The 26,132-nt window shown below is 72.3% G+C and carries 24 protein-coding genes and 1 pseudogene; 15 read left to right on the top strand and 10 right to left on the bottom strand.

Features of this window, described 5'->3' with window-relative positions; translation table 11 throughout:
• Nucleotides 1–28 precede the first annotated feature (28 nt).
• The gene (locus AC27L3_RS24235) at nt 29–709 is read left to right on the top strand and encodes a response regulator (protein WP_487236165.1); all 681 of its coding nucleotides are present in this window, start codon (nt 29–31) and stop codon (nt 707–709) included.
• 184 nt (nt 710–893) lie between these two features.
• On the opposite strand, the gene AC27L3_RS24230 is transcribed toward AC27L3_RS24235, so the two are convergent.
• A complete protein-coding gene (locus AC27L3_RS24230; RefSeq protein ID WP_487236164.1) occupies nt 894–2,012 on the bottom strand; it encodes a DUF5937 family protein in 1,119 nt (372 codons plus the stop codon).
• A gap of 330 nt (nt 2,013–2,342) precedes the next feature.
• The gene (locus AC27L3_RS24225; RefSeq protein ID WP_487236163.1) at nt 2,343–3,509 is read right to left on the bottom strand and encodes a threonine aldolase family protein; all 1,167 of its coding nucleotides are present in this window, start codon (nt 3,507–3,509) and stop codon (nt 2,343–2,345) included.
• Between the two features lie 199 nt (nt 3,510–3,708).
• On the opposite strand from AC27L3_RS24225, the gene AC27L3_RS24220 reads away from it, so the two are divergent.
• The 10 genes and pseudogenes from AC27L3_RS24220 to AC27L3_RS24175 all read left to right on the top strand — a co-directional run bounded on the left by AC27L3_RS24220 (nt 3,709) and on the right by AC27L3_RS24175 (nt 11,673).
• Nucleotides 3,709–4,629, top strand: a complete 921-nt coding sequence (locus tag AC27L3_RS24220; protein ID WP_365966190.1) for a Rossmann-like and DUF2520 domain-containing protein — start codon at nt 3,709–3,711, stop codon at nt 4,627–4,629.
• Nucleotides 4,626–5,507, top strand: a complete 882-nt coding sequence (panC, locus tag AC27L3_RS24215) for a pantoate--beta-alanine ligase (RefSeq protein WP_487236162.1) — start codon at nt 4,626–4,628, stop codon at nt 5,505–5,507. Before AC27L3_RS24220 ends, panC begins: the two co-directional genes overlap by 4 nt.
• Nucleotides 5,504–7,186, top strand: a pseudogene (locus AC27L3_RS24210) (L-aspartate oxidase); the annotation flags it as partial. The gene panC and the pseudogene AC27L3_RS24210, both read left to right, overlap by 4 nt.
• A gap of 18 nt (nt 7,187–7,204) precedes the next feature.
• Nucleotides 7,205–8,227 carry a carboxylating nicotinate-nucleotide diphosphorylase gene (gene nadC, locus AC27L3_RS24205; RefSeq protein WP_487236217.1) on the top strand — a complete coding sequence of 341 codons (1,023 nt, stop codon included), beginning with the start codon at nt 7,205–7,207 and terminating at the stop codon, nt 8,225–8,227.
• Entirely contained in the window at nt 8,227–9,024 is a 798-nt protein-coding gene (locus AC27L3_RS24200) for a type III pantothenate kinase (protein ID WP_344438935.1), read from the top strand. The genes nadC and AC27L3_RS24200 overlap by 1 nt, the downstream gene beginning before the upstream one ends.
• Nucleotides 9,025–9,231: 207 nt before the next feature.
• Complete coding sequence (locus tag AC27L3_RS24195) at nt 9,232–9,834, top strand: hypothetical protein (RefSeq protein ID WP_487236161.1); 603 nt, start codon at nt 9,232–9,234, stop codon at nt 9,832–9,834.
• 114 nt (nt 9,835–9,948) lie between these two features.
• On the top strand, nt 9,949–10,116 hold the full coding sequence (locus AC27L3_RS24190; RefSeq protein WP_487236160.1) for a hypothetical protein: 168 nt from the start codon (nt 9,949–9,951) through the stop codon (nt 10,114–10,116).
• Nucleotides 10,117–10,247: 131 nt separating this feature from the next.
• On the top strand, nt 10,248–10,643 hold the full coding sequence (locus AC27L3_RS24185; protein WP_365966195.1) for a BlaI/MecI/CopY family transcriptional regulator: 396 nt from the start codon (nt 10,248–10,250) through the stop codon (nt 10,641–10,643).
• Nucleotides 10,644–10,652: 9 nt separating this feature from the next.
• Nucleotides 10,653–11,171: an amino-acid N-acetyltransferase gene (locus tag AC27L3_RS24180; protein ID WP_487236159.1), complete on the top strand. Its 519-nt coding sequence runs from the start codon at nt 10,653–10,655 to the stop codon at nt 11,169–11,171.
• Nucleotides 11,172–11,334: 163 nt separating this feature from the next.
• Complete coding sequence (locus tag AC27L3_RS24175; protein ID WP_365966198.1) at nt 11,335–11,673, top strand: histone-like nucleoid-structuring protein Lsr2; 339 nt, start codon at nt 11,335–11,337, stop codon at nt 11,671–11,673.
• Here the strand turns inward: AC27L3_RS24175 and AC27L3_RS24170 are convergent.
• Complete coding sequence (locus AC27L3_RS24170) at nt 11,604–12,341, bottom strand: SCO3374 family protein (protein WP_487236158.1); 738 nt, start codon at nt 12,339–12,341, stop codon at nt 11,604–11,606. The two genes, AC27L3_RS24175 and AC27L3_RS24170, sit on opposite strands and share 70 nt — an antisense overlap.
• Nucleotides 12,342–12,842: 501 nt before the next feature.
• On the opposite strand from AC27L3_RS24170, the gene AC27L3_RS24165 reads away from it, so the two are divergent.
• Entirely contained in the window at nt 12,843–15,368 is a 2,526-nt protein-coding gene (locus AC27L3_RS24165; protein ID WP_487236157.1) for an ATP-dependent Clp protease ATP-binding subunit, read from the top strand.
• Nucleotides 15,369–15,455: 87 nt separating this feature from the next.
• Here AC27L3_RS24165 and AC27L3_RS24160 read toward each other — a convergent pair whose 3' ends face one another.
• Together AC27L3_RS24160 and AC27L3_RS24155 are read right to left on the bottom strand one after the other, a co-directional pair.
• The gene (locus AC27L3_RS24160; protein ID WP_487236156.1) at nt 15,456–18,764 is read right to left on the bottom strand and encodes an NACHT domain-containing protein; all 3,309 of its coding nucleotides are present in this window, start codon (nt 18,762–18,764) and stop codon (nt 15,456–15,458) included.
• Nucleotides 18,761–19,105, bottom strand: coding sequence for a trypco2 family protein (locus AC27L3_RS24155; protein ID WP_487236155.1), 345 nt, complete (start codon nt 19,103–19,105; stop codon nt 18,761–18,763). Before AC27L3_RS24155 ends, AC27L3_RS24160 begins: the two co-directional genes overlap by 4 nt.
• 271 nt (nt 19,106–19,376) lie before the next feature.
• On the opposite strand from AC27L3_RS24155, the gene AC27L3_RS24150 reads away from it, so the two are divergent.
• Nucleotides 19,377–20,102: a M23 family metallopeptidase gene (locus AC27L3_RS24150; RefSeq protein WP_487236154.1), complete on the top strand. Its 726-nt coding sequence runs from the start codon at nt 19,377–19,379 to the stop codon at nt 20,100–20,102.
• Nucleotides 20,103–20,106: 4 nt separating this feature from the next.
• On the opposite strand, the gene cseC is transcribed toward AC27L3_RS24150, so the two are convergent.
• The 5 genes from cseC to AC27L3_RS24125 form a co-directional block, all read right to left on the bottom strand.
• On the bottom strand, nt 20,107–21,405 hold the full coding sequence (gene cseC, locus AC27L3_RS24145; RefSeq protein ID WP_487236153.1) for a two-component system sensor histidine kinase CseC: 1,299 nt from the start codon (nt 21,403–21,405) through the stop codon (nt 20,107–20,109).
• A gap of 66 nt (nt 21,406–21,471) precedes the next feature.
• The gene (gene cseB, locus AC27L3_RS24140; protein WP_344438914.1) at nt 21,472–22,182 is read right to left on the bottom strand and encodes a two-component system response regulator CseB; all 711 of its coding nucleotides are present in this window, start codon (nt 22,180–22,182) and stop codon (nt 21,472–21,474) included.
• A 7-nt stretch (nt 22,183–22,189) separates the two neighbouring features.
• Entirely contained in the window at nt 22,190–22,849 is a 660-nt protein-coding gene (locus tag AC27L3_RS24135; protein WP_487236152.1) for a hypothetical protein, read from the bottom strand.
• Nucleotides 22,837–23,388: a SigE family RNA polymerase sigma factor gene (locus AC27L3_RS24130; protein ID WP_344438911.1), complete on the bottom strand. Its 552-nt coding sequence runs from the start codon at nt 23,386–23,388 to the stop codon at nt 22,837–22,839. Before AC27L3_RS24130 ends, AC27L3_RS24135 begins: the two co-directional genes overlap by 13 nt.
• 211 nt (nt 23,389–23,599) lie before the next feature.
• The gene (locus AC27L3_RS24125; protein ID WP_487236151.1) at nt 23,600–24,556 is read right to left on the bottom strand and encodes an HhH-GPD family protein; all 957 of its coding nucleotides are present in this window, start codon (nt 24,554–24,556) and stop codon (nt 23,600–23,602) included.
• A 129-nt stretch (nt 24,557–24,685) separates the two neighbouring features.
• Here AC27L3_RS24125 and AC27L3_RS24120 point away from each other — a divergent pair, with 129 nt between their 5' ends.
• A complete protein-coding gene (locus AC27L3_RS24120) occupies nt 24,686–25,177 on the top strand; it encodes a pyridoxamine 5'-phosphate oxidase family protein (protein ID WP_487236150.1) in 492 nt (163 codons plus the stop codon).
• A 90-nt stretch (nt 25,178–25,267) separates the two neighbouring features.
• Entirely contained in the window at nt 25,268–26,092 is an 825-nt protein-coding gene (locus tag AC27L3_RS24115; RefSeq protein ID WP_487236149.1) for a hypothetical protein, read from the top strand.
• The last annotated feature ends 40 nt before the right edge of the window (nt 26,093–26,132 follow it).

Below are 26,132 nucleotides of genomic sequence, written 5' to 3'. Positions count from 1 at the left end.
TCCGTGAACCTGTGAAAGGGAACCCCGCATGGCGATCCGCGTGATGCTCGTCGACGACCAGGTGCTGCTGCGCACCGGCTTCCGCATGGTGCTGGCCGCCCAGCCCGACATGGAGGTCGTCGCCGAGGCCGGGGACGGTGCCGAGGCGCTCGAGGTGCTGGCCGGCACCGAGGTGGACGTGGTGCTGATGGACGTCCGCATGCCGCGGCTGGACGGGGTGGAGGCGACCCGCCGCATCTGCGCCCAGGACGATCCGCCCAAGGTGCTGATCCTGACCACCTTCGACCTCGACGAGTACGCCTTCTCCGCGCTCAAGGTCGGGGCCAGCGGCTTCATGCTCAAGGACGTGCCGCCCAACGAGCTGCTGGGCGCCATCCGGGCCGTGCACAGCGGCGACGCGGTGGTCGCGCCGAGCACCACCCGCCGGCTGCTCGACCGCTTCACCCCCATGCTGCCGAGCACCAGCGCCGAGCCGGTCAGCGCCGAGGTCTCCCGCCTGACCGAGCGGGAGCGCGAGGTCATGCTGCTGGTGGCCCAGGGCCTGTCCAACGGCGAGATCGCCGCCCGCCTGGTGCTGTCCGAGGCGACGGTGAAGACCCATGTCGGCCGGATCCTCACCAAGCTCGGCCTGCGGGACCGCGTGCAGGTCGTGGTGATGGCCTACGAGAGCGGTCTGGTCCGAGCCGGAGGCGGCGGAGCCGCCCAGTAGGGGCCTCCTCGAAGCGCCCCGTAGGGGCGCGGGGAACTGCGCGATGAGCCACAGCGTGCCCGCAGTCGGACTGCCGTGCCTCGGCCGCGGGCCGTCGCCGGCCGATCGCGCCCACGCGGCGGCAGCCGCAGATCGGCACTGCCCCCCGCTCCTACGGGGCACCGCATGATCCGCCGGACACGGCCTACCGCAGGACGCCCTCCAGGAAGTCGCTGCCGAGCCGTGCCACCACGGTCAGGTCCAGCTGGTGGAGCACGTACCGGCCGCGGCGCCGGGTGGTCAGCAGGCCCGCCTTCTTCAGCACGGATATGTGCCGCGAGACCTCCGGCGCGCTGATGTCGTGCGCCGTGGCCAGCTCGCCCGTGGTGTACGCGGAGCGGGCCAGGTAGCGGCACATCCGTATGCGCATCGGGTGGGACAGGGCCTCCAGGCGCAGCTTGAGCAGCTCCAGGGACTCCGGCCCGGGCAGCTCCGCCGCGGCCACGGGGTAGTGGATCACCGGCCGCCAGCCGGGGGCGTGCAGCACCCACACATGGGGCCAGCCGAAGGAGGACGGCACGAAGGTCACGCCCGGGCCGATGGCGGGGTCGACCGCCGTGGTCCGGCCGTTGCCGAGCTTGTCGACGTTGATCCGGGTGCCGTCCTCGGTCAGCGTCACCGCGGGCGAGACCTCCGCGAGGGCCTCGGTCAGGCCCTTGCGGCGCAGCACCTCGGTCTTGTGCCGGGCGTCGGCGGTCAGTTGCACGCGCACCCGCTGCCAGGTGTCGTTGAAGAAGGCGTCGGCGCAGTCCTCGAAGAGCCGCCGCAGCCAGGCACGCACGGCCGGCGGGTCGTCCAGGATCCGGCGGGCGAACTCCACCGCCCGGGGCCCGCGCGCCATGGCGCGCTCCATCGCGTAGTGCCGGGCCTCGGCGTCCACCAGGGGGGACGGCCCGGGCCGGCTGTAGCGGCTGGAGCACGAGATCTCCAGCGCCGCGTTGACGAACACCTCGTCGTCGAGCCGGTCGAGCAGGTCCAGGTCCTCGGCGAGGGTGGCGCCGGGCACGCCCTGCGTGTGCGGCAGCGCGGCGCACGGCAAGGAGATGTCGGAGAACGTCGAACGCCACAGGAAGTCCGCCTCGCACAGGCGGTCCGCGAGGTCCGGCTTGAGGGCGGAGTTGGTCGCGGTGGTCCAGCCGTGCAGCCCCGGGTGGTGCACCGGCTCGGCCAGCGCGTGCAGGGCGGCGCACAGCTCGGCCAGCGGGGACGCCCGGAAGACCATGCGCTCGGGCGGCAGCCCCGCAATGTCGATCATGACGCTCATGGGCTCATCGTGCCTCTCTCCCGGCGGGCCGGGCCGTCATTTGACGTTCCTCGTCAATCCATGCGCAAGCGGCGTCGGAGGCGGCCCACCGTGGAGTGCATGAACGCAACCCAGCAGCACCTGCTCGACCTCTACCGCTCCGCCTCCCACCAGGACCCGGCCCCTCCGGCGCCGGGCACCGCCGACCTGCGGACCCTGCGGGAAGTGCGCACCTGGTGGCGGTTCCGGGCAGTGGTGGACGAGCGCGTCGCCGCTCGCCGTGCCCACTGGACGGCCCTGCTCTCCAGGCTCCGCCCGGCCACGACGCCTCGCCCGGCCGCTGCCCCTTCCTCACCGGCCTCCGCCCGCCCGCTCCGGCCGGTCGAGCCGGTCCAGCAGGGCGCCGACCGCCTCGCGGACGTCTGCAGCCGTCCAGGCCAGAGCTGACTCGGCCACGGTGACCTCCGTGAACGCCAGCCCCGGCACCGGCACCGGCGCCGGCATCCAGCGGCCGCCGAAGAGCGTCGTGCGCGTCTCCTCCGCCAGCCGTGTCCCCGCCGCGGTCAGCGCGTCCGCCTCATAGGGCAGCCACACCTGGAACTGATGGGTGTGCGGCACCTCCGGGTGCACCCGCGACCACGGCACCCCGGCCTCGGCGAACCCCTCCCGCAGGGCGCCCGCGACCACCTTGGCGTGCGCCACGTATTCCGGCAGCCGGGGCAGCTCCCGCTCCAGCCCCGCCAGCGCGGACAGCGCCGCCGGCCACTGCTGGAAGAGGGTGCCGCCGTAGCGGTGCCGCCACGTCTTCGCCTCCTCGATCAAGGCCGCCGGGCCCGCCAGCGCGGCGCCCGAGACGCCCCCGAGCGACTTGTAGAAGGAGACGTACACCGAGTCCGCCAGGGCCGCTATCTCCTGCAGCCCCACCCCGAAGTGCTCGGTGGACTCCCACAGCCGCGCCCCGTCGAAGTGGACGACCGCCTCCCGCTCCCGGGCGGCCTCGACCACCTCGACCAGCTCCTCCCAGGTCGGCAGCAGGAACCCGGCATCGCGCAGGGGCAGCTCCAGGGTCAGCGTGCCGAAGGGCTCCGCCAGCTCGCGGATCTCGTCCGCCGTCGGCGTCCGCGGCTCATCGGTGGTGTGCACCCCGCGCAGGCCGCTGACCTGCGCATAGGCGCTGCGCTCGAATCTCTCCAGGTGCGAGAGCGGGTGCAGGGCCACCGTCGGGTTGCCCGTCCGCCCCGCCCAGCAGCGCAGCGCCACCTGCTGGGCCATCGTGCCCGTGGGGAAGAACGCGGCCGCCTCCATGCCGAGCAGCTCGGCGACCCGCTCCTCCAGCCGGGCCACGACACCGTCGCCGTACATGTCGGGGCGATCGTCCATGGCGTACAGCTCCGGGGCCGTCTCGGCCAGGTCGCTCAGGAGCTCGCCCAGGGACACCCCCATCCGGCCGCCCGACAGCACCCGTTCGGAGCCGCGCACGGCAGCGATCCTGCGGGCCAAGGTCATCTCGTCGCTCATGGGGAGAGCATGGCCCGGCACCCGGCTCGGCTGCGACGGGATATCCACAGTCCAGGGCTGCAGTACGACAATCCACCGTGCGGTGTGATGGTCCTTCCACCCCTGTGGACAGCCGGGAGGGCGCGCGCCACGCCTCGCGTAGCATGACAAAGGAATCGTCCGGTACCCCCGCGGACTGGAACGGAAGGCACCCCGCCGCGTGAACGCACCTCATTCCCCGGACCACCCGGGCCCCCAGGACCGCCCGGCCCGGCTCGCCGTCGGCGTCGTCGGCGCCGGCCGCGTGGGCCCCGCCCTCGCCGCCTCGCTGCAGCTCGCAGGGCACCGACCGGTCGCGGTCTCGGCGGTCTCGGACGCCTCCCTGCGGCGCGCCGCCGCCCTGCTGCCCGACGTCCCCGTCATGGCGCCCGCCGATGTGCTCGCCCACGCCGACCTCGTCCTGCTCACCGTGCCCGACGACGCGCTGCCCGGCCTGGTCGCCGGGCTCGCCGAGACCGGCGCCGTGCGCCCCGGCCAGCTCCTGGTGCACACCTCCGGCCGCCACGGCACCGCCGTGCTCGCCCCGGCCACCCGCGCCGGCGCCCTGCCGCTGGCCCTGCACCCGGCCATGACCTTCACCGGCACCCCCGTCGACGTCCAGCGCCTGGCCGGCTGCTCGTTCGGTGTCACGGCCCCCCAGGAGCTGCGGCTGGCGGCGGAGGCCCTCGTCATCGAGATGGGCGGCGAGCCGGAGTGGATCGAGGAGTCCGCCCGCCCGCTCTACCACGCGGCCCTCGCCATCGGCGCCAACCACCTGGTCACCCTGGTGGCCCAGTCCATGGAGCTGCTGCGCACCGCGGGCGTCGAGCACCCCGCCCGCATGCTCGGCCCGCTCCTGGGCGCCGCCCTCGACAACGCCCTGCGCAGCGGTGACGCCGCCCTGACCGGCCCGGTCGCACGCGGCGACGCCGGCACCGTGGCCGCCCACATCGAGCAGCTGCGCACCCACGCGCCCCAGGCCGTCGCCGGGTACCTGGCCATGGCCCGTACGACCGCCGACCGCGCGCTCGCGCACGGCCTGCTCAAACCCGAACTGGCGGAGGACCTGCTCGGCGTCCTCGCGGACGGAGGCAACCAGTGACCACCCGGCTCATCCGTACCGCCGAGGAGCTGCAGGCGCTCCCGGGCGGCGGCCGCCGCGCCGTCGTGATGACCATGGGCGCCCTGCACGAGGGCCACGCCACCTTGATCCGCACCGCGCGGCAGGCCGCCGGCCCCGAGGGCCAGGTCGTCGTCACCGTCTTCGTCAATCCCCTGCAGTTCGGGGTCGGCGAGGACCTCGACCGCTATCCCCGCACCCTCGACGCCGACATGGTCGTCGCCCGGGAGGCCGGGGCCGACCTCGTCCTCGCCCCTTCCGTCGAGGAGGTCTACCCCGGCGGCGAGCCCCAGGTGCGCGTCACCGCAGGTCCCATGGGCGAGCGCCTGGAAGGCGCCTCGCGTCCCGGGCACTTCGACGGCATGCTCACCGTCGTCGCCAAGCTGCTGCACCTGACCCGTCCCGACGTCGCCCTCTTCGGCCAGAAGGACGCCCAGCAGCTGGCCCTGATCCGGCGCATGGTGCGCGACCTGAACTTCCCCGTCGAGATCCTCGGCGTGCCCACGGTCCGCGAAGGCGACAACCTCGCGTTGTCGAGCCGCAACCGCTATCTCTCCGAGGCCGACCGGGTCACCGCACTCGCCCTGTCCAGGGCCCTGTTCGCCGCGGAGGCCGAGGCGCCGCGCGGCGCCGCTGCCGTACGGCGCGCCGCGCAGGACGTGCTGACGGAGGCGGCCGGCCTGCAGCCACCCCTGCAGCTGGACTACGCCGCCCTGGTCGACCCGGCCGACTTCACCGAGGTCCCCGACGACCACACCGGCGAGGCCGTCCTGGCCGTCGCCGCCAAGGTGGGCACCACCCGCCTGATCGACAACCTCCCCCTGACCCTGGGACCGACCCCGCTGGGAGCGACGCGATGACCGGCATACGACTGACCGCCCCCCGCCCCGGCTGGGCGGTCGACGCCGACGTCGTCGTCATCGGCTCCGGCGTCGCCGGGCTGACCGTCGCACTGCGCTGCGCCGCAGCCGGCGCCCGGGTCACGGTCGTCACCAAGGCACGCCTGGACGCCGGCTCCACCCGCTGGGCCCAGGGCGGCATAGCCGCCGCGCTCGGCGAGGGCGACACCCCCGAGCAACACCTCGACGACACCCTGGTCGCCGGCGCCGGGCTGTGCTCGGAGGAGGCCGTGCGCACCCTCGTCACCGAGGGCCCCGACGCCGTGCGCCGCCTCATCTCCACCGGCGCCCGCTTCGACACCGACGCCGGCACCGGCGAGATCCTGCTGACCCGCGAGGGCGGCCACCACCGCAACCGCATCGCCCACGCCGGCGGCGACGCCACCGGCGCCGAGATCTCCCGCGCCCTGGTCGAGGCCGTGCGCGCCGCGGGCATCGAGACGATCGAGCACGCCCTCGTGCTGGACCTGCTCAAGGACGCCGAGGGCCGCGCGGCCGGCGTCTCCCTGCACGTCATGGGCGAGGGTCAGCACGACGGCGTGGGCGCGGTGCGCGCCCGGTCCGTGGTGCTGGCCACCGGCGGCATGGGCCAGGTGTTCTCCGCGACCACCAACCCGGCGGTCTCCACCGGTGACGGCGTGGCGCTGGCCCTGCGCGCCGGTGCCGAGGTCTCGGACCTGGAGTTCGTGCAGTTCCACCCCACCGTGCTGTGGCTGGGCCCCGACGCCGAGGGCCAGCAGCCGCTGGTCTCCGAGGCGGTGCGCGGCGAGGGCGCCCATCTGGTGGACGCCGACGGCCACCGCTTCATGGTCGGCGCGCACGAGCTGGCCGAGCTCGCCCCGCGCGACATCGTGGCCAAGGGCATCATGCGGCGCATGCAGGAGAAGGGCGCCGAGCACATGTACCTCGACGCCCGGCACTTCGGCGCGCAGAAGTGGGAGCAGCGCTTCCCCACCATCCTCGCCGCCTGCCGCTCGCACGGCATCGACCCGGTCACCCAGCTCGTCCCGGTCGCGCCGGCGGCCCACTACGCCTCCGGCGGGGTGCGCACCGACCTGCACGGCCGTACGACCGTGCCGGGGCTGTACGCGTGCGGCGAGGTCGCCTGCACCGGTGTGCACGGCGCGAACCGCCTGGCGTCGAACTCGCTGCTGGAGGGCCTGGTCTTCGCCGAGCGCATCGCCGATCACATCGGCGGGCGCATCGCCGACCTGCCCGAGGCCCAGCAGCCCGCACCGGCCGCCGAGCCCGCTCCGGAGGGCACCGAGCTGCGGCTCGTCGCACCCGAGGCCCGTACGGCGATCCAGCGCGCCATGACCCGGGGCGCCGGCGTCCTGCGCTCCGCGGAGTCCCTGAGCCGTACGGCCGCCGAGCTCGCCCGCATCCGCGACGGCGTCGACAAGGCCGTCGTCCCGGGCACGGAGGCGTGGGAGACCACCAACCTCCTGCTGGTCTCACAAGTACTTGTCGAAGCCGCGCTGCGCCGCGAGGAGACCCGCGGCTGCCACTGGCGCGAGGACCGCCCGGACCGCGACGACGAGCACTCCCGCCGTCACCTGCTCCTGGCCCTGCGCCCGGACCGCACCCTCGCCGTGTCCGCCACGGCAACGGCCGCCTTCCCACCCGTCACTCCTGCCGCCGCCTCCGAGGAGAACACCGTGAGCACGTCCGAAGACCGCCCCCTGCACCAGATCGGCCGCCCCGGCCAGGAGGCCGCCGAGGCCACGGCCGGCGGCTGCGGCGACGCCTGCGGCTGCGCGGGCGAGGAGTTCGGCGAGGGCACCCTCGAGTGCGGCCTCGACCCGGAGCTGGCGGCCCTGCTGGTCGCCTCCGGCCTGGACCCGCTGCAGGTCGAGGACATCGCGCACCTGGCCATCGAGGAGGACCTCGACGGCGGCGTCGACGTCACCAGCGTCGCCACCATCGCCGAGGACGCGGTGGCCACCGGCGACTTCACCGCCCGCGAGGCCGGCACGATCGCCGGCCTGCGCGTGGCGGAGGCGATCCTGTCGGTGGTGGCCACCGACGAGTTCGAGGTCGAGCGGCACGTCGCGGACGGCGACCGGGTGGAGGCCGGCCAGAAGCTGCTGACCGTGCGCACGCGCACCCGCGACCTGCTGACCGCCGAGCGCAGCATGCTCAACCTCCTGTGCCGCCTGTCCGGCATCGCCACCGCGACCCGCGCCTGGGCCGACGCGCTGGAGGGCACCGGCGCCGCGGTGCGCGACACCCGCAAGACGACGGTCGGCCTGCGCGCCCTGGAGAAGTACGCGGTGCGCTGCGGCGGCGGCGTCAACCACCGCATGTCGCTGTCGGACGCCGCGCTGGTCAAGGACAACCACGTCGTCGCCGCCGGCGGGGTGGCCGAGGCGTTCCGCGCGGTGCGCAGGGAGTTCCCCGGCCTGCCCATCGAGGTCGAGGTCGACCGGATCGACCAGATCGAGCCGGTGCTCGCCGAGGGCGCCGACCTGATCATGCTCGACAACTTCACCCCCGAGCAGACCCGCGAGGCCGTGGAACTGGTCGCCGGCCGTGCCAAGCTGGAGTCCTCCGGACGGCTGACGCTGGCCAACGCCCGGGCCTACGCCGGGACCGGCGTCGACTACCTGGCGGTCGGCGGGCTCACCCACTCGTCGCCCATCCTGGACATCGGGCTGGACCTGAGGGAAGAGAGCGCCTGATGCTGCTCACGATCGACGTCGGCAACACCCAGACCGTCCTCGGCCTGTTCGACGGCGAGGACATCGTCGAGCACTGGCGCATCTCCACCGACCCGCGCCGCACCGCCGACGAGCTGGCCGTCCTGCTGCAGGGGCTGATGGGCCGCCACCCGCTGCTCGGCGACGAGCTGGGCGACGGCATCGAGGGCATCTGCATCTGCTCGACCGTGCCCTCGGTGCTGCACGAGATGCGCGAGGTGACCCGCCGCTACTACGGCGACGTGCCCGCGCTGCTGATCGAGCCCGGTGTGAAGACCGGCGTGCCGATCCTGATGGACAACCCCAAGGAGGTCGGCGCCGACCGCATCATCAACGCGGTGGCGGCCGTCGAGCTGTACGGCGGCCCGTCCATCGTCGTCGACTTCGGCACCGCCACCACGTTCGACGCGGTCAGTGCCCGTGGCGAGTACGCCGGCGGGGTGATCGCCCCGGGCATCGAGATCTCCACGGAGGCGCTGGGCGTACGCGGCGCCCAGCTGCGCAAGATCGAGATCGCCCGGCCGCGCAGCGTCATCGGCAAGAACACCGTCGAGGCCATGCAGTCCGGCATCCTGTACGGCTTCGCCGGCCAGGTGGACGGCGTCGTCGGCCGGATGGCGAGGGAGCTGGCGGACGACCCGGACGACGTCACCGTCATCGCCACCGGCGGCCTGGCACCGCTGGTGCTGGGCGAGGCGACGGTCATCGACGAGCACGAGCCCTGGCTGACACTGATCGGTCTGCGTCTGGTCTACGAGCGCAACATGATGCGCGGCTGACCGCCCCCCGCGGCTGCCCCCCCCCCGCGGCTGCCCCCCCCCGCGGCTGACCGTGCCCCGCGGCCGACCGGCCCCCGCGGCCGACCGGCCCCCGCGGCCGGCCGTGCCTGCGGCCGACCGCCCCCGGCGGGGCCCGCCCCTGCGGCCGTGCCACGCCGGGGGGCGGGGCTCAGCGGATTTTGTCCGTTTAGCACTTAAAGTCGCCCCATGCCCACGCCCTATGGATCCCGCGGCGGCATGGCGTTCAGCGCGGACGAGCTGCGCGTGCTGCGCCGTGCCCTCGACATCGCACTCCGCCCCCACTCCTCCACCGGCCGTCCCGGGCCCGCCCGGGACGCGGAGGTGAGGGACTGCCTCCGGCTCGCCGAGGCCGTGGCCGAGGCCGGCCGGGAAGGCGACAGGCTGCACGCCTTCCTGGTCGCCGACCTCGACCGGCACCGCTCCGCCCTGCCCGGCGCCGCCCCCGGCTACCTGCGGCGCCTGCAGGACGCCCTGGCGGGCGGCCACCGGCCCGAGCGGGCGGACCTCGCCGCCCTGCGCTCGCTGTGCGCCCTGCCCGCCGGGCCCCGGGAGACCGCGCGCCGGCAGGCCCTGCTGGCCCGCTGCACGGAGCTGGCCGGCGAGCAGGAGCCCGCCCGGCAGCCCCGTCCGGCTCCGCCCTCCAAGCCCGCCCCGACGCCCCCGCCGGCGGCTCCCTCGCCCAAGCCGCCCCGGCCGGACCGGCCCATTCCCACCCCGGGCGAGGTCTTCCCGCCCCGCCGCAAACCCGCGCCGCCGGCCGGGTCCCGGCTGGCCGGTGCCCGCCACTGACGTACGCCGCACGCCCGCCCGTTTCGCCCCACCCGGTCGGTGGGGCGAAACGGGCGGGCGCGTACTCTGGACGGGTCGCTCGCAGCACCACCGATCCAGAAGGAGCCGACGGCCATGGACTATGTCGCCGCGCTGGTCCCGCCCGTGGTGATGGCGGTCGCCTTCACCGCGCTCGTCGTCACGATCGTCAAGAGCCAGGGCGGGGCGAACAAGGCCAAGGAGGACGCCATCGTCGACGCGGCCCTCGCCCGCGCCGAGGCGGCGAAGCAGACCGGCGCCTGAGCCGCCCGGGGCCTCGGCCCCGCACCGACACCGGGTGTACGGACCGCGCAGCGGTCCGTACACCCTTTTTGCCGCCCGGATTGCCGCGCCGATAAACCGGCATTCAAGACATCTCCCACTATTATTCGCGTGTGGTTCGACGCCTGGGTGAACTGGAAGACGCCGTGATGACGCGCGTGTGGGAGTGGAACCGGCCGGTCACCGTTCGGGAAGTCCTGGAAGACCTTCAGCAGGAACGGTCCATCGCCTACACCACGGTGATGACCGTAATGGACAACCTGTATCAGAAGGGCTGGCTGCGCCGGGAAGCCGAAGGGCGGGCCTATCGATATGAGGCGGTCTCGAACCGCGCCGCCTACTCGGCCGCACTGATGAACGAAGCCTGGTCGCTCAGCGACAACCCCGCGGCCGCTCTCGTCGCCTTCTTCGGCATGATGTCGGCCGAACAACGCGAAGCGCTGCGCGACGCGATCCGGGTCGTGCAACTGGACGGGCCCGACGAGACCCCGGGAGAGCCGGGGCGATAGCGTCCGGACATGCCGCGTCTCTCAAAAGCCGTCACCGTCCGCAGGGCCCGCACCAGCGATGTGCCCGCCGTCCGCCGGCTCATCAACGCCTACGCGCGCGACCGCATCCTCCTCGACAAAGCCACGGTGACGCTTTACGAGGACATCCAGGAGTTCTGGGTGGCCGAGCGGGACGAGGACGCCACCGTCATCGGCTGCGGGGCCCTGCACGTGATGTGGGAAGACCTCGCCGAGGTGCGCACGCTGGCCGTCGACCCGGAGGCCAAGGGCACCGGAGTGGGCCACCAGCTGCTGGAGAAGCTCGTCCGGACGGCGCGCTGGCTGGGCGTGCGGCGCATTTTCTGCCTCACCTTCGAAGTGGACTTCTTCGCGAAGCACGGCTTCGTCGAGATCGGCGAGACCCCCGTGGACCGTGATGTCTACAGCGAGCTGCTGCGTTCCTATGACGAGGGCGTTGCCGAGTTCCTGGGTCTCGAACGAGTGAAGCCGAACACCCTTGGCAACAGCCGGATGCTTCTGCATCTGTGATCGCGGTCCCTATGTCCGAATCGCGCCCCTATCGCGCGGGCCCGGAAGCCATCGTTCCCATGCGGATGCCCGGCTGAACCTTCCCGGGGGGTTTGTGTTTTTCCGGGAAAGGCGGTTTGCTATTCCTCCGTAATCCCTTTTCCGCTGACGAAAGGAATCCCCCGTGGCGCAGAAGGTTCAGGTCCTTCTTGTCGACGACCTCGACGGCGGCGAGGCCGACGAGACGGTGACGTTCGCCCTGGATGGCAAGTCCTACGAGATCGACCTCACCACGGACAACGCGGACAAGCTGCGCGAGGCGCTCGCCGACTACGTGAAGGCCGCCCGCCGCACCGGTGGCCGTGCCGCCGCCGCCCGCGGCAAGGGTCGTGCCGTCGCGACCGCCGGCGCCCAGGACACCGCCAAGATCCGCGCCTGGGCGAAGGAGAACGGCTACAACGTCAACGACCGTGGCCGTGTCCCCGCCGACATCCGCGAGGCGTACGAGAAGGCCAACGGCTGACCGTCCGCCCCGTCCGGTGGCCGATCACTGCGCGCCGCCGCGGCGCGCAGCAGCCGGGTCCGGTGGCACTCCGTGGCCGCCGCGCCCACGAGCCGTACGAGATCGGGGGCGCCCGCCCCGTCCCCGAGGCCGGTGACCGGCAACGTGGTCTCGACCTCGCACCCGGGCTCCGGAGGCCGCACCCAGACGGCCTCCACAGCCCTTCCCGGGCCGCCCACGGCGCCGTGGGCGGCGGCCCCGCCCTCCGGGGCGCAGCCGGGCCCCGCCGCGCCCACAGGGGCCGGAGCGGGGATCCTGCCGCCGCGCCCCAGCGCGCTCAGCTCCAGGGCGATGCCGCTCCACTCCAGCCAGGTGAGCAGCCCGGGCAGCTCCTCCGCGCTTCCCGGGGCGGTCAGGAACCACATCCTGCCGGCCCGCCCGTCCAGCGCCACCGGCCCGGTGGCCGGGACGCGGGCGAGCACCGCGACGCCCGCCTCGGCGGGCATCCCGAGGGCGTCGAACCGGACGCCGGTCAGCAGCTCGACGGGCCGCCCGGCCGCGGTCGGCGCCGTGGGCCAGCCGAGGACGCACTCGTACCACTGGCGGTGGCGGCGCCAGTGCCCCGGGCCCGCCCCTGCCGGGGGCGGCTCGTCCAAGGGGCGGCACGGGCGCGGAAGGACTACCGTCATGAACGGTGCAACTGTGGAAAGCCCAAGAGGTTACGCAGTGTGGAGAGTTGGGCACGCTGCGTATAAGACCTCCGGGGCGCACAGGCGCTCCGGGTGGTGCGGGGGTGTTCGCCCGTAGCGGATGCGGAGGGGTCGCGCCGCATGGAGTGCCGGTGGCCAGGGGTAGGACATTCCCCGTAGGAAGAGGCGGTAATGCGGGGGCTGGGGCGTATTGCCGGGGGGTTCCGCCCCGTCGCGGGCGGGCGCGCCGGGAAGGCCCGGCGTTCGCCGTCGGCGTAGTGGTGGTGGGCGTATATGCCTGGCCTGCGGGAACATCGTCTCCCACCATCGGGTTGGAGGAGATGTCGGCTGTTCGGCAGCAGGTTTCCCCGCCAACGCGGGGGTGATCCGGACGGGTGTCGGCAGTTGGAATGAGCTGTCCCGCCCAGCGGGACTAGCATGCGGAAGGACAGGGAGGGGACCGACCCCTTACTGCCTGACCGCTCTGAGGAGCGATTAACGATGTTCGAGAGGTTCACCGACCGCGCGCGGCGGGTTGTCGTCCTGGCTCAGGAAGAAGCCCGGATGCTCAACCACAACTACATCGGCACCGAGCACATCCTCCTGGGCCTGATCCACGAGGGTGAGGGTGTCGCCGCTAAGGCCCTGGAGAGCCTCGGGATTTCGCTCGAGGCGGTCCGCCAGCAGGTGGAGGAGATCATCGGCCAGGGCCAGCAGGCCCCGTCCGGCCACATTCCCTTCACCCCCCGTGCCAAGAAGGTCCTGGAGCTGTCGCTCCGCGAGGCCCTTCAGCTCGGCCACAACTACATCGGCACCGAGCACATCCTGCTCGGCCTGATCCGCGAGGGCGAGGGCGTCGCCGCCCAGGTCCTCGTGAAGCTGGGCGCCGACCTGAACCGGGTGCGGCAGCAGGTCATCCAGCTGCTCTCCGGCTACCAGGGCAAGGAAGCCGCCACGGCCGGCGGCCCCGCCGAGGGCACCCCCTCGACGTCCCTCGTTCTGGACCAGTTCGGCCGCAACCTCACCCAGGCGGCCCGCGAATCCAAGCTCGACCCGGTCATCGGGCGCGAGAAGGAGATCGAGCGGGTCATGCAGGTGCTGTCCCGCCGCACCAAGAACAACCCCGTCCTCATCGGCGAGCCCGGCGTCGGCAAGACCGCCGTCGTCGAGGGCCTGGCCCAGGCCATCGTCAAGGGGGAGGTGCCCGAGACCCTCAAGGACAAGCACCTCTACACCCTCGACCTCGGCGCGCTGGTCGCCGGCTCCCGCTACCGCGGTGACTTCGAGGAGCGCCTGAAGAAGGTGCTCAAGGAGATCCGCACCCGCGGCGACATCATCCTGTTCATCGACGAGCTGCACACCCTGGTCGGCGCGGGCGCCGCCGAGGGCGCCATCGACGCCGCCAGCATTCTCAAGCCGATGCTGGCCCGCGGCGAGCTGCAGACCATCGGTGCCACCACGCTCGACGAGTACCGCAAGCACCTGGAGAAGGACGCCGCGCTCGAGCGCCGCTTCCAGCCCATCCAGGTCGCCGAGCCGTCGCTGCCGCACACCATCGAGATCCTCAAGGGTCTGCGCGACCGCTACGAGGCGCACCACCGCGTCTCCATCACCGACGAGGCCCTGGTCCAGGCGGCCACCCTCGCCGACCGCTACATCTCCGACCGCTTCCTGCCGGACAAGGCGATCGACCTGATCGACGAGGCCGGCTCCCGGATGCGCATCCGCCGGATGACCGCTCCGCCGGACCTCCGCGAGTTCGACGAGAAGATCGCCGACGTGCGCCGGGAGAAGGAGTCGGCCATCGACTCCCAGGACTTCGAGAAGGCCGCCTCCCTGCGCGACAAGGAGAAGCAGCTCCTGGCCGCCAAGGCCAAGCGGGAGAAGGAGTGGAAGGCCGGCGACATGGACGTCGTCGCCGAGGTCGACGGCGAGCTGATCGCCGAGGTGCTGGCCACCGCCACGGGCATCCCGGTCTTCAAGCTCACCGAGGAGGAGTCCTCGCGCCTGCTGCGCATGGAGGACGAGCTGCACAAGCGCGTCATCGGCCAGAAGGACGCCATCAAGGCGCTCTCCCAGGCCATCCGGCGCACGCGTGCGGGCCTGAAGGACCCCAAGCGTCCGGGCGGATCGTTCATCTTCGCCGGCCCCTCCGGTGTCGGTAAGACCGAGCTGTCCAAGACGCTCGCGGAGTTCCTCTTCGGCGACGAGGACGCGCTGATCTCCCTCGACATGTCGGAGTTCAGCGAGAAGCACACCGTCTCCCGCCTCTTCGGCTCCCCGCCCGGTTACGTGGGCTACGAGGAGGGCGGCCAGCTCACCGAGAAGGTGCGCCGCAAGCCGTTCTCCGTCGTCCTCTTCGACGAGGTCGAAAAGGCCCACCCGGACATCTTCAACTCGCTCCTGCAGATCCTGGAGGACGGTCGCCTGACCGACTCCCAGGGCCGCGTGGTCGACTTCAAGAACACCGTCATCATCATGACGACGAACCTCGGCACCCGGGACATCTCCAAGGGCTTCAACCTGGGCTTCGCCGCCCAGGGCGACGTCAAGACCGGGTACGAGCGGATGAAGGCGAAGGTCAACGAAGAGCTCAAGCAGCACTTCCGGCCGGAGTTCCTCAACCGTGTCGACGACACGGTGGTCTTCCACCAGCTGTCGCAGGAAGACATCATCCAGATCGTCGACCTGATGATCGCCAAGGTGGACGAGCGGCTGAAGGACCGCGACATGGGCATCGAGCTCAGCGCGGACGCCAAGCAGCTCCTGGCGAAGAAGGGCTACGACCCGATCCTGGGCGCCCGCCCGCTGCGCCGGACCATCCAGCGCGAGATCGAGGACGTCCTCTCGGAGAAGATCCTCTTCGGCGACCTGCGCCCCGGCCACATCGTGGTCGTCGGCACGGAGGGCGAGGGCGAGGAGAAGAAGTTCACCTTCCGCGGCGAGGAGAAGTCGGCCCTGCCCGACACCCCGCCGGTGGAGTCGGCGACCGGCGGTGCCGGCCCGAACCTCTCGAAGGACGCCTAAAGGCGCGTAGCGCCCCTTGGCGGCCCAGCAAACAGGCGGCCCCGGAACCGTGTGCAGCACGGCTTCCGGGGCCGACCCGTTTTTCGGCTAATCGCCGGCGTCGAGCCCGGCGCCCCTGACCTCCAGACGGTCGCCGAAACGGTCGGCGTCGATCAGCTCCAGCTCGTTGTCCGAATGCCCCGGCCACACTTCCAAGGGCTCGGGGAGCACCGGCAGGCCGGAAAGATCGAGCACGATGCGACCGGGCAGGAGACTCGTCAGCCGCAGCGTGCGAAGACCGGGGAAAACCGTGAAGAGCGTCGCGTCCACGCGAGGCTCGTCGCACAGGGTGAGAGCCACCGACCTGACCTCGGGCAGGGGAGCGACCCCGGCGAGAACGCGAGCGCTGTCCAATCGGACCTTCAGGCTGCGCAGCTGCGAAAGCCCGGCCAGTTTTCCGAGATCTTTCGGAGCGGCCAGCGGTACGGCGAGGCTCAGCGACTGAAGCCCCGTCCAGCAGTCGATGCCGTCCAGATCGAGCGGGGCGCCCGTATCGCCGGAGACCCATAGTCGCGAAACGCCCGGGTGCGGTGGCGGAAGCCTGTTTCTCGCATCGCTCCACACCGAGTCCAAGGACAGGAGCGAGAGGTCGGCGAGACCGGCGATGGTTTCGACGGCCGGGTGGGGGAGTCGTACATGGCGCAGGTGCAGGGCGCGTACGGAAGTCCTCTGCAGGGCCGTGATGTCGCGGACCCCTGGACACTCGGAAAGTTTCAGCTCTTCGAGGTCCGGATGGTCCGCGAGGAAGCCGAGATCGTGCAGTGCCTGGTTGCGCCGGATGTCCAAGGAGCGAATCGCCCGTCCGGCGAATGCCCGGGCCAGGCTCTCATGCGGATGATCGCCCCGGATCCGGAAAGAGCCGACCGGACCCAGGGAGGGAATCACCTCAAGCCTGGACGCGGACCCCACGGCGATCAGAATGTTGTGCAGGTCCATAGGAGCGAGAACCTGCTCCGCATACATCCGGGCGTCCATGCGTGACCACGCGTCGGCCACCTTGTGCCGGACGGTCCTGGACTTGAGTCTTCCGAAAGGCGCCAGTGACGGGATCGCCGCGTCGCCCAGCTGCGAGAGCAGGTGCACGACGTGCAGGGCGGCCCTTCTGCGAATGCCCTCGGCGTCGGGGAGGACCGACAGGACGTCCGGCCCGAGCGAGCTCAGGAGTTCGACGTCCCGGTCGCCGAGGGGAGGGCCGAGCTCCTTGACCTTCCTCCACACCTCGTCGTGCTGCTCTTCGTCGAGATAGCGCGCGCTTTGGGCGCACTCCGCCGCCAGCGTGCGCAGCGACCAGCGGGCCTCCCGCTCGGATGCGGCGTCACCGGCCGCGATCAGCCCGGCGACGACCCGGCGTACTTCACCGCGTCCGCAGTGGCCGATCACCAGCCGGACGACGTCCTGCCACTGTTCCTCCGCGGCGTGCGACAGCAGTTCGTCGAGGCTGTCGCTGTCCTGGAATTCCTTGGCGGCGAGATAGTCCTGGAACGTCCGGTGAATGAAATGAAGGGAGTCCGTGGCGCGCTCCTGGAGAAGCCCGCTGCGGTTGAGCAAATGCGCCAGGACCTGCTCCGCCGATCCCTGCTCGCGGACCTTGCGCAGGCCCTGCAGCGCGGCTTCCAGCTGGCGGACGGCCTGCTCGTGCGACAGCTCGGCGCGTCCGTTGCGCACCAGCCAGATGGCGATCCGCTGCAGGAGCTGGCGGCTTTCCTCGACGTCCAGGGCGATGCCTTCCGGCGTGCCGATGCGGCGGTGCGCGTCACGGTTGCCGAGGAGCATGGCAAGGGCCGCCTCGTAGAGGTGCCAGCGCGTGCGGGGGAGCAGACCGCTGCGGCGGCGGTGCAGGGCGCAGATGACGGCGCACAGCAGGGGCGTACGGGCCAGGTCGCGCAGGGCGGGAGTGCGCTCGAACTCCTGTGAGAGGTTGCGTTCGAGCCCGACCAGCCGGTTGCGTTCCTGCTCGGCCCTCAGCGGGTCGGCGAAAGCGCCGCACTCCAGGCGGGCGGCCCGGTGCCAGGCCGCCACGAACTCCTGGATGTCGTGGTCGCTCATGGGCAGGAGCTGCAGCTCCTCGAAGCCCTCGGATTCCAGCCACGAACGCTCGACCGCCAGCGGGCGCGCGGTCACCAGACAGCGGGTGGCCGGGTACATCCGCAACAGATCGGCGAGCCACCGGCGCGCCGTGCCGCGATCGGCCCGGGGCAATTCGTCCAGGCCGTCGACCAGGAGCAGGGCCCTGCCCATTTCCAGGACGCGCCCGGCCCATCCTGCGGGCGCCTCGTCCACCTGGAGCTGGGCGATGGTCGGCAATTGCGCCGGAGCAGGAGTGGTGATGCCTCGTGCGGCCAGGCTGCGCAGGGGGACGACGAAGGGAATGAGCCCGTTGAGCGCGGCGAGTTCCTCCGGCATCGTCCGGCAAATGGCGTGGGAGGCCAGCCACCACACGAGCGTCGTCTTTCCGGCGCCCGCCTCGCCGCGGAGAACGGCCCGGGGACGCCGGGCGAGCACCTCCTCGATGCGCTGCGGCTCGGACCGGACGTGGGCGGTGCCGTGGGAGGTCAGTGCTTCCAGGCTGAGATAGGCGGTGTCCAGATCCCAGCTGTTCTCGTTGGTGCCCAGGTCGTCGAGGCCGAAGATTTCCATGCGGCTGTAGCGGGCTTTGACGGACTTGGCGTACCGGTCCTCGTAGGAAAGGTCCGCCGGTCCGCCGGAACCGACGATTTCCAGCGCATGGCGCAGGCCGTGCGCCCGCGCCGTGGCCGAGAATCCCGGGGCGAAGAGGACGGATTCGATCGGGACCGTGGTGAGGGCCGAATGCTCCCAGCCCGCCGAGTCCTCCGTGACGAGCCCGAGAAGTACCGGACCCGCGAACACCGGGCCGCCGGACAGCCCCGCCCACGGCGACGAACCGTCCGGTACATCGGCCGGCGGGTGGTGCTCGCTGCGCAGGACGTACCGTTTGCGCGAGCGCCCCGACACCGGCATGACCGTGCCCGTGACCTGCACGGCTTCCAGCTGCCCGCGCCCGTACCGCTGCACCTGGGGAAAGCCGAAGGCCTGGCAGTCGGGCACGGGCCAGTCACCGGCCAGGGTGCCCATGCGCACCGGCGGTCTCGCGGTCAAAAGCACTGGTGTGCCTGCGAAGAGAAGCGCCGCGTCACAGTCCGTGTCGAGCCATACGACGTCGCAATTGCTGTGCGTATAGCCGCCCATCGGCAGGACCGTTGCCGTGCTCCGGGAACCCACGACGTGAGCGCTCGTGAGCACCAGGTCCGACGTGAGCAGCACCCCGCTGCCCTGCCGTTCCCCGAGAACCGCCGCCAGACGACTCTCGTTGGCGCGGAACGCCTTCCCGGTGGTCACCGGTCAGGTGTCGCCGCCCCGAATCCCGACAAGCCGGGCGGCCTGTCGTTGCCGACCTTCCAGCCCTCTCCCGTCCGCCGGTCCTTCGGCGTCAGCGTGAAGGCGACCTTGTGGGTGCGGGCGGAGGACCGGGAGGCGTCGGCTCCCGATTCGACGATCCACGCCTTCACCTTGCCGCCCGCCTTCGCGTCGCGCCGCAGCTCGACCGTGAACTCCAGGGCGATGTCGCCGACGTCGAAGGCCAGGTCCTCGCCGGCGCCGGCGGCTGCTGCGCCGGTCAGGCCGGCCCGGATGGCGCGGACCGCTTCCTCCAGCTCTATGTCCTCGAAAGCGTTGCCCATCCCCTGGCTCCCCCCGCGACGCCGCGTGCCTGTCGGATGACGGTGAGCGTACCGCGAGGTGACAAGACGCACAGGGTTTTCGGCGTCTACTAGGCGGCTTAGCGGCTGGGAGTCCGCACAGCGCCAGGCCGACGCGAGATTCCGCCGCTGATCGTTACTACCGCACCCGGTGAATGCCCGGCTTGGCAGGCCCCCCGAGCGCTGGTTACCAAGGAATGGCGATCCCGGTCGGAAGGCCGGGACCTGTCTTTTCCCGGAGGTTTCCATCCGTATGTCGAAGCGCACCGTTTTCCGTAATCCGAGCAAGGCCGCTTTCCGTACCCGTGTCGCCGGCTTCGTCGCCGCAGGCGTGGGCGCGTCGGTCGTGCTGGGTTCCGGGGTTGCGCTGGCGGCCGGTACGGAGACCGAGGCGCAGGCCGCTCCGGTCGCGGAGTTCCCCGCGTTCGCTTCCGTCGTCGCCGCGAGCGACGCGCTGCACAAGCAGGCCGAGACCATGCGCAAGGCGGCCGAGCAGGAGAAGCGTGCGAAGGAGGCCGAGGAGGCCCGTAAGAAGGCCGAGGCCTCGCGCAAGCGCACCGCGGAGTGGGTGGCGCCCGTGGAGGGCTATCAGATCGGCCAGCCGTTCGGTAAGGCCGGTTCGATGTGGGCCAACAAGCACAGTGGCCAGGACTTGGTGGTCGGCACCGGTACGGCCGTGAAGTCCGTGCACGGCGGCACCGTCGTCAAGGCCGGCCCCAACGGTGGCGGTGACGGTCCCGCGTACGGCAATGCCATCGTCGTCAAGCACGACGACAACACGTACTCGCAGTACGCCCACCTCTCGCAGGTGAAGGTCTCGGTCGGCCAGAGCGTGACCACCGGCCAGGTCATCGGCCTGTCCGGTTCCACCGGCAATTCGTCCGGCCCGCACCTGCACTTCGAGGTCCGCACGACCCCGAACTACGGCACCGCCGTCGAGCCCGTGGGCTTCCTGAAGGAGCGCGGCGGGGAGCTCTGACCCCTCAGTCCGGCACCTGGATGATCGGGAACGTCCCCGTACTGGTCGGGGACGACTCCGGCAGCCACAGCACCGCGATCGCGCCGCTGCCCTCCGTCCCGGGGTCGGCGTTGCGGAAGGTCAGCCGTGCCCCCAGGACGCGGGCCTGACCCGCGGCGATCGTCAGGCCCAGGCCGTGGCCCTTGCCGGCGCGGTCCTCGCTGCCCGTGCGGAAGCGGCTGGGGCCCTCGCGCAGGAGCTCCTCCGGGAAGCCGGGGCCGTGGTCGCGCACGCGCAGCACCCGGCCCTCGACGGTGACCTCGACCGGGCCCTTGCCGTGCTTGGCCGCGTTCGCGAGCAGGTTGCCCAGGATCCGCTCCAGGCGGCGCGGGTCGGTCGAGACGTACGCCCGCCGCACCACCGTGACCTGTGCCTCCGGCGAGACGGAGTGCACCCGGCGCTGGACGAACTCGCCGAGCTCGATGTCCTGCATCTCGGCCCGCTCGGCGAAGCCGTCGAGACGGGCGACCTCCAGGACGTCCTCCACCAGCGTGCGCATGGCCTGGGCGCGGTCGCGCACGAGCTCGCTGGGCCGGCCGGGCGGCAGCAGTTCGGCGGCGGTGAGCAGGCCGGTGACGGGGGTGCGCAGCTCGTGGGCGATATCGGCGGTGACGCGCCGCTCGGCCTCCAGCCGGTCGCGCAGGGCCTCGGCCATGCCGTCGACGGCCCGGGCGAGGTCGTCCGTCTCGTCGCGCACGCGGCCGCCGATGGCGTCGCGCACGCGCACGTCGGGGTCGCCGTCGGCGAGCTTGCGGGCGGCGGTGGCGGCCTTGCGCAGGCGGCTGGAGAGCTGGCCGCCGACGAGGATGCCGAGGGCGGTGCCGCCGAGCACGACGGAGACAGAGCCGATGATCAGGGCGCGGTCGAGGTCCTTGAGGATGTCGTAGCGGTCCTTGAACCGGGTGTGGATCGAGAGGATCTTGCCGTCGCGCAGCGGGGTGGAGGCCCACACCTCGGGTGCCCCGCTGCCGTTGTCCTGCAGGTAGGTGGCGCGCATGCCCAGTTCGGCGGCCTCGCGCAGGGGCTTGGGCAGGGCGGGGTCGTTGACCTGGGCGCGCAGCATGCGCTTGCCGCCCGTGGACTCGTAGTAGCGCTGGGCGATCTGGACCCGGTCGTCCATCTGGTCGCGGCTGCTGTTGAGCATGGAGACGCGGGCCGCGTTGTGGACGACGAGGCTGAGCGCGACGGCGACGAGCGCGCCGACGCCCGCGATGGCCAGGCTGACCTTCCAGCGCAGACCACTGCGGAGCGCGAGCTTCACCACGACTTCACCATGTCACCGAAAACCTCGGGGGACCGCCGACCTCCGAGGTCGCCGGTCCCGGGATCGTCAGCCCCTCAACTTGTAGCCGAAGCCGCGGACCGTCTCGATGCGGTCCTGGCCGATCTTGCCGCGCAGCCGCTGGACGTGGACGTCGACGACCCGGGTGTCGCCGCCCCAGCCGTAGTCCCACACGCGCTCCAGCAGCCGGTCGCGGGAGAGCACCGTGCCGGGCGCGGCGGAGAACTCCAGCAGCAGCCGCATCTCGGTGGGGGTCAGTGCGACGGGCGTGCCGGCCTTGCGGACCTCCATGCCCTCGGTGTCGACCTCCAGGTCGCCGAAGCGCAGCAGGCCGCCCTCGATGCCCTCGTCCGCGTCGTTGCCGGCGCCGCCGCCGGCCGCACCGCTGGCGTGCCCGAAGCGGCGCAGGACGGCGCGTATGCGGGCGACGAGCACGGCGCCGTCGAAGGGCTTGGTCACGTAGTCGTCGGCGCCGGCCTCCAGGCCGAGCACGACGTCGATGGAGTCGGCCCGCGCGGACAGCATGATCACGGGAACGGTGGACTCGTCGCGGATCCGGCGGCACAGGCTCACGCCGTCCAGCCCGGGGACCATCACGTCCAGCAGGGCGATGTCGGGGCGGCGGGCCCGGAAGCTCTCCAGCCCCAGCAGGCCGTCCGGTACCGCGGTGACCGTGAAGCCGTCGCGCTCCAGGGCGAGCTGGGTCGCCTCCCGGATGACGTCGTCGTCCTCGACGAAGAGCACATGCGTATCGGCCACGCTGTCCTCAGCCCTCCGATCCCTCGCTCGGCGCCTTGCCGGTGTTGCCGGCCTTGTTGTAGTCGGTGTGCGTACGGCCGGTCTCCTGGAAGGCGCCGCCCGACCAGTGGTACGTCAGGACGTCCACTCCGGAGGGGCAGCACACCGCGTCGCCCGGGCCGTAGACCTGCTTGGTGACCGTCAGGTCCCGCCGGTCGATGTCCGCGTACACGGGCGACTGCTCGACCGTGAACACATTCTCGTACGACTCACCCTTGGGACGGTACACATACGAGCCGATGCCGAGGGAATCCCCGCACGTCAGCACGTTGACCACGACGTCGGCGCGGCCGGTGCCGGTGAGCTGGCCGTAGGTGACGTCGACCGGGTACTGGTCCTTCACGCAGGGCTTGAGGTTCTTCTTGACCTGCTCGCTGACCTTGGGGTCGGCCTTGATCAGGGCGACCGCGTCGACCTTCCGGGCCGGGCTGGCCGAGGCCGAGGCGGAGGGGGTGCGGGTGGCGGCCTTGGCGGCGGGCTGGTTCTGCGCGGGCCCCTCCTTGCGCACGCCCTCGCTGCCGGTGCCGCACCCGGCAAGCAGAAGACCGGCGGCAGCGGCCAACGCCGTGACCGTGCCACCGGTGATCGCAGCCGGCACCCGGCCGGCGGTGTTGCTCAGGCGGCGCACCGTTCCCGCCCCCGGTCGACGCGCTCGAGGGCGTGGAAGTCCAGGTCGCGGCTCTCCAGCTCCTGGCGCAGCCGGGCCAGGGCCCGGTGCAGCGTGCTCTTGACCGTGCCGGTCGACATGCCGAGCGCCTCCGCGGTCTCCTCGGTGCTCATCTGCTCCCAGTGTCGCAGCACGACGACGCTGCGCTGCTTGGGTGCGAGCACCCCGAGGACGTCCATCAGCAGCGCACGGTCGGCGTGCTGCTCGGTGCCGTCCTCGACGCTGGCGTCGGGGAGCTGCTCGGTGGGCACCTCGTCGAGCTTGCGGGCGCGCCACCACTCCGTACGAGTGTTGATCATGACACGGCGCAGGTAGGCGTCCGCCAGCGACTTGTCCGCTATGCCGTCCCAGCGGCCGTAGGTGCGCACGAGGGCGGTCTGGAGCAGGTCCTGCGCGTCGATGGGGTCCGGGACGAGCCGCCGGGCGCTGCGCAGGAGGGCGTCCTGACGGTTGCGCACGTACTCTTCGAAGTCCAGAACCTGACCGCTGCTGCTGGCCATACTCACAGCCTCCATTCCACTCGCGTTCCCCGCGCCACGCTGGTGGTCCTCCAGCACGGGTAGGACGCTACGGAGGGGCTGTTGCGACGCGATGTGCACCAGCCCTTCGGCTGAGGCACAGCTGTCCATAGGTTGTGTAACAGCCGGAGGAATAGATCAAAGAAAGAGCGGCTCTGTCCGTTTCGGAACCAAGGTCACATCGCCCCGGTACCTACGTCAGCGGCAGTCGGTACCGTCCGTCCGCCAGGGGCTCGACGAGGCCGTCCGCGACCAGCCCGTCCAGCGCCCGGGCGCGCTGCACCGGCTCGTGCCACACCGCGTCCAGCGCCGCCTGCGGCACCGGTGACACCGCCTCGCGCAGCACCGCCAGCAGCTTGCCGCGCACCTGGCGGTCGGTGCCCGCGTACGTCTGACCGCGCCGCGGCGGGCCGTCGTGGGCGGGCGAGCCGGCGGCCAGCCAGGCGCACTCGGCGGCGATCGGGCAACGGGCGCAGGAGGGCGTGCGCGCCGTGCACACCAGCGCGCCCAGCTCCATGGTGGCCGCGGCCCAGCGGGCGGCCGTGGGCTCGTCCTCGGGCAGCAGGGCGCGGGCGAGCCGGCGCTCGGCGGCCGTGGTGGCGTTCGGCGGGTACTGCACGCCGCTGACCGCCCGCGCCAGGACCCGGCGGACGTTGGTGTCCAGCACCGCGTGCCGCTGCCCGTACGCGAAGGAGGCCACGGCGGCCGCCGTGTACTCGCCCACGCCCGGCAGCGCCAGCAGCTTGGCGTGATCCTGCGGCACCTCGCCGCCGTGCCGCTCGGTGATCGCCGAGGCCGCCGCGTGCAGCCGCAGCGCCCGCCGCGGGTAGCCCAGCCGGCCCCAGGCGCGCACCGCCTCGCCCGGCGGCTCGGCCGCCAGGTCGGCCGGGCGCGGCCAGCGGGCCAGCCACTCCTCGTACACGGGCAGGACCCGGCTCACCGGCGTCTGCTGCAGCATGAACTCGCTGACCATCACTCCCCACGGGCCCGCCTCGGGGCGCCGCCAGGGCAGGTCGCGGGCGTGCACGGCGAACCAGTCGATCACCGGGGCGTGCAGCAGGGTGGACGTCTGGGGCGTGGTGGCCGGTACGGCCGCCCGGACGGGGGCCGCCGGGCGGGGCATCGCGGTGGTGTCGGGCGTCGCAGTCATGTCGCCTTCGATCCTGGCACGCCCGCGCCACGCCGCGAAACGGACCGGGCCCGCGTCGGCCACGAGCGCCCGGAGCCGCCCCGTTCGGGTGACCGCAGCCGCGCAACCGGCCCGCCTAGGCTGGTTCCCATGACTGCCGCAGCGCCCCAGCCGTCACAGCAGCCCCTCGATGCGATCCGGTCGGCCCTCCGGGCGCACACCACGCTCACCCTGGCCTACGTGGACGAACAGGGCCCCCAGGCATGCGCCGTGCTGTACGCCCTCGCGGACGGCCCCGGCTCCGACCCCACCCTGCTCTTCGTCACCGCCGAAACCACCCGCCACGGCCGCGCTCTGCTCTCCGGCGACGCGCGCGTCGCCTTCACCGCGCAGGCCGATGGCCAGGACTGGTCGGTGCTGACCGGTATTCAGGGACGCGGCACCTGCCGCCTGCTGACAGGAGAAGCACGCGAAGCGGCCTGGAACGCCTACAGTTCGCGCTTCCCCTATGTCGAAAGCACCGAGCGGCTGAAAGAGGCGATGGCGCGCACCGGATTGTGGGAGCTGCGCCCGAACTGGCTTCGCCTCATCGACAACGGACGGGGTTTCGGGCACAAGACCGAGTGGACGCCGCCCGCTTAGAGCCCGCTTGCGGGCAGATCATGGGAAAAGTAGGCACTCCAACGGCGGGTACTGGCTGGTCCGCCCCCGGTTCTCTCGTAGAGTCTTCGCGTGGGATCACTGCGCAATCCGATCGGGCCGCTTCCCTCCTCCATCTACTGGCGGCGGAGGGCAGTTGCGCTTGGTCTGCTCGTTCTTCTCGTCCTGCTGGTCATGTGGCTGATGAGCCTGGGGGGTGACGGCGGGGGATCGGGCGGTGCCCAGAGCGAGGGCTCCAAGAACGGCGAGTCCCCGGCCGAGAGCACCATCACCCCCGGACCCACCCCCTCGGGCCCGCATATCAGCCAACGCCCCGGCGGCCGCGGCGACTCCGGCGCGGGCGGCACCACCGGCGGTGGCGGCGGTACGGGCGGGGGCAGCGGGACCGGTGGCACCGGGGCCGGCGGTACGGGCGGCGGTGCGGCCGGCGGCTTCGGCGGCGGCGCCGGGGTGCAGGTCGGCGGCGGCAGGACGGTGCCGGCCGCCTCGTCCCTGCCCGACTGCGGGCCCGGGTCGGTGCGGCTGGCCATCCGCAGCGTCAAGGACTCCTACAAGCCCGACGAGAAGCCGAAGTTCGAGCTGGTCGTGAAGAACGCCGGCAACAGCGCCTGCAAGGTGAACTTCGGTGCCACCGCCGCCCTGCTGAAGATCACCGACAGCAAGGGCGAGGCGCACGTGTGGCAGTCCGACGACTGCCCGCGCGGCACCGGCGCCGTCCTCTTCGAGGTGCCGGGCGCGGGCGAGTCCCGGCACACGCTGGAGTGGGACCGCCGGCCCAGCGCCCCGCAGTGCGCCACGCCGTCCGGTGCGCAGGCCGTGACGCCGGGCACCTATCGGGTCGAGGTGAAGGTGGCCGGGGTGACCGAGCACGCCGACTTCGTCCTGGAACGGGCCTGAGAGCACCGCACGGCATGGCTGAGGGGCCCCGCGATGCGGG

This window comes from Streptomyces sp. PKA51 (genome assembly GCF_057552455.1).
The sequence above is the reverse complement of the archived record's forward strand: the minus strand, read 5'-3'. Positions and strand labels throughout refer to the sequence as shown.

What these genes read in the sequence shown, in the direction of transcription:
- AC27L3_RS24235 (WP_487236165.1), top strand. Translation starts at nt 29, where the DNA reads ATGGCGATCCGCGTGATGCTCGTCGACGACCAGGTGCTGCTGCGCACC.
- AC27L3_RS24230 (WP_487236164.1), bottom strand. Translation starts at nt 2,012, where the DNA reads ATGAGCGTCATGATCGACATTGCGGGGCTGCCGCCCGAGCGCATGGTC.
- AC27L3_RS24225 (WP_487236163.1), bottom strand. Translation starts at nt 3,509, where the DNA reads ATGAGCGACGAGATGACCTTGGCCCGCAGGATCGCTGCCGTGCGCGGC.
- AC27L3_RS24200 (WP_344438935.1), top strand. Translation starts at nt 8,227, where the DNA reads ATGCTGCTCACGATCGACGTCGGCAACACCCAGACCGTCCTCGGCCTG.
- AC27L3_RS24195 (WP_487236161.1), top strand. Translation starts at nt 9,232, where the DNA reads ATGCCCACGCCCTATGGATCCCGCGGCGGCATGGCGTTCAGCGCGGAC.
- AC27L3_RS24190 (WP_487236160.1), top strand. Translation starts at nt 9,949, where the DNA reads ATGGACTATGTCGCCGCGCTGGTCCCGCCCGTGGTGATGGCGGTCGCC.
- AC27L3_RS24180 (WP_487236159.1), top strand. Translation starts at nt 10,653, where the DNA reads ATGCCGCGTCTCTCAAAAGCCGTCACCGTCCGCAGGGCCCGCACCAGC.
- AC27L3_RS24170 (WP_487236158.1), bottom strand. Translation starts at nt 12,341, where the DNA reads ATGACGGTAGTCCTTCCGCGCCCGTGCCGCCCCTTGGACGAGCCGCCC.
- AC27L3_RS24165 (WP_487236157.1), top strand. Translation starts at nt 12,843, where the DNA reads ATGTTCGAGAGGTTCACCGACCGCGCGCGGCGGGTTGTCGTCCTGGCT.
- AC27L3_RS24155 (WP_487236155.1), bottom strand. Translation starts at nt 19,105, where the DNA reads ATGGGCAACGCTTTCGAGGACATAGAGCTGGAGGAAGCGGTCCGCGCC.
- AC27L3_RS24150 (WP_487236154.1), top strand. Translation starts at nt 19,377, where the DNA reads ATGTCGAAGCGCACCGTTTTCCGTAATCCGAGCAAGGCCGCTTTCCGT.
- AC27L3_RS24130 (WP_344438911.1), bottom strand. Translation starts at nt 23,388, where the DNA reads ATGGCCAGCAGCAGCGGTCAGGTTCTGGACTTCGAAGAGTACGTGCGC.
- AC27L3_RS24125 (WP_487236151.1), bottom strand. Translation starts at nt 24,556, where the DNA reads ATGACTGCGACGCCCGACACCACCGCGATGCCCCGCCCGGCGGCCCCC.
- AC27L3_RS24120 (WP_487236150.1), top strand. Translation starts at nt 24,686, where the DNA reads ATGACTGCCGCAGCGCCCCAGCCGTCACAGCAGCCCCTCGATGCGATC.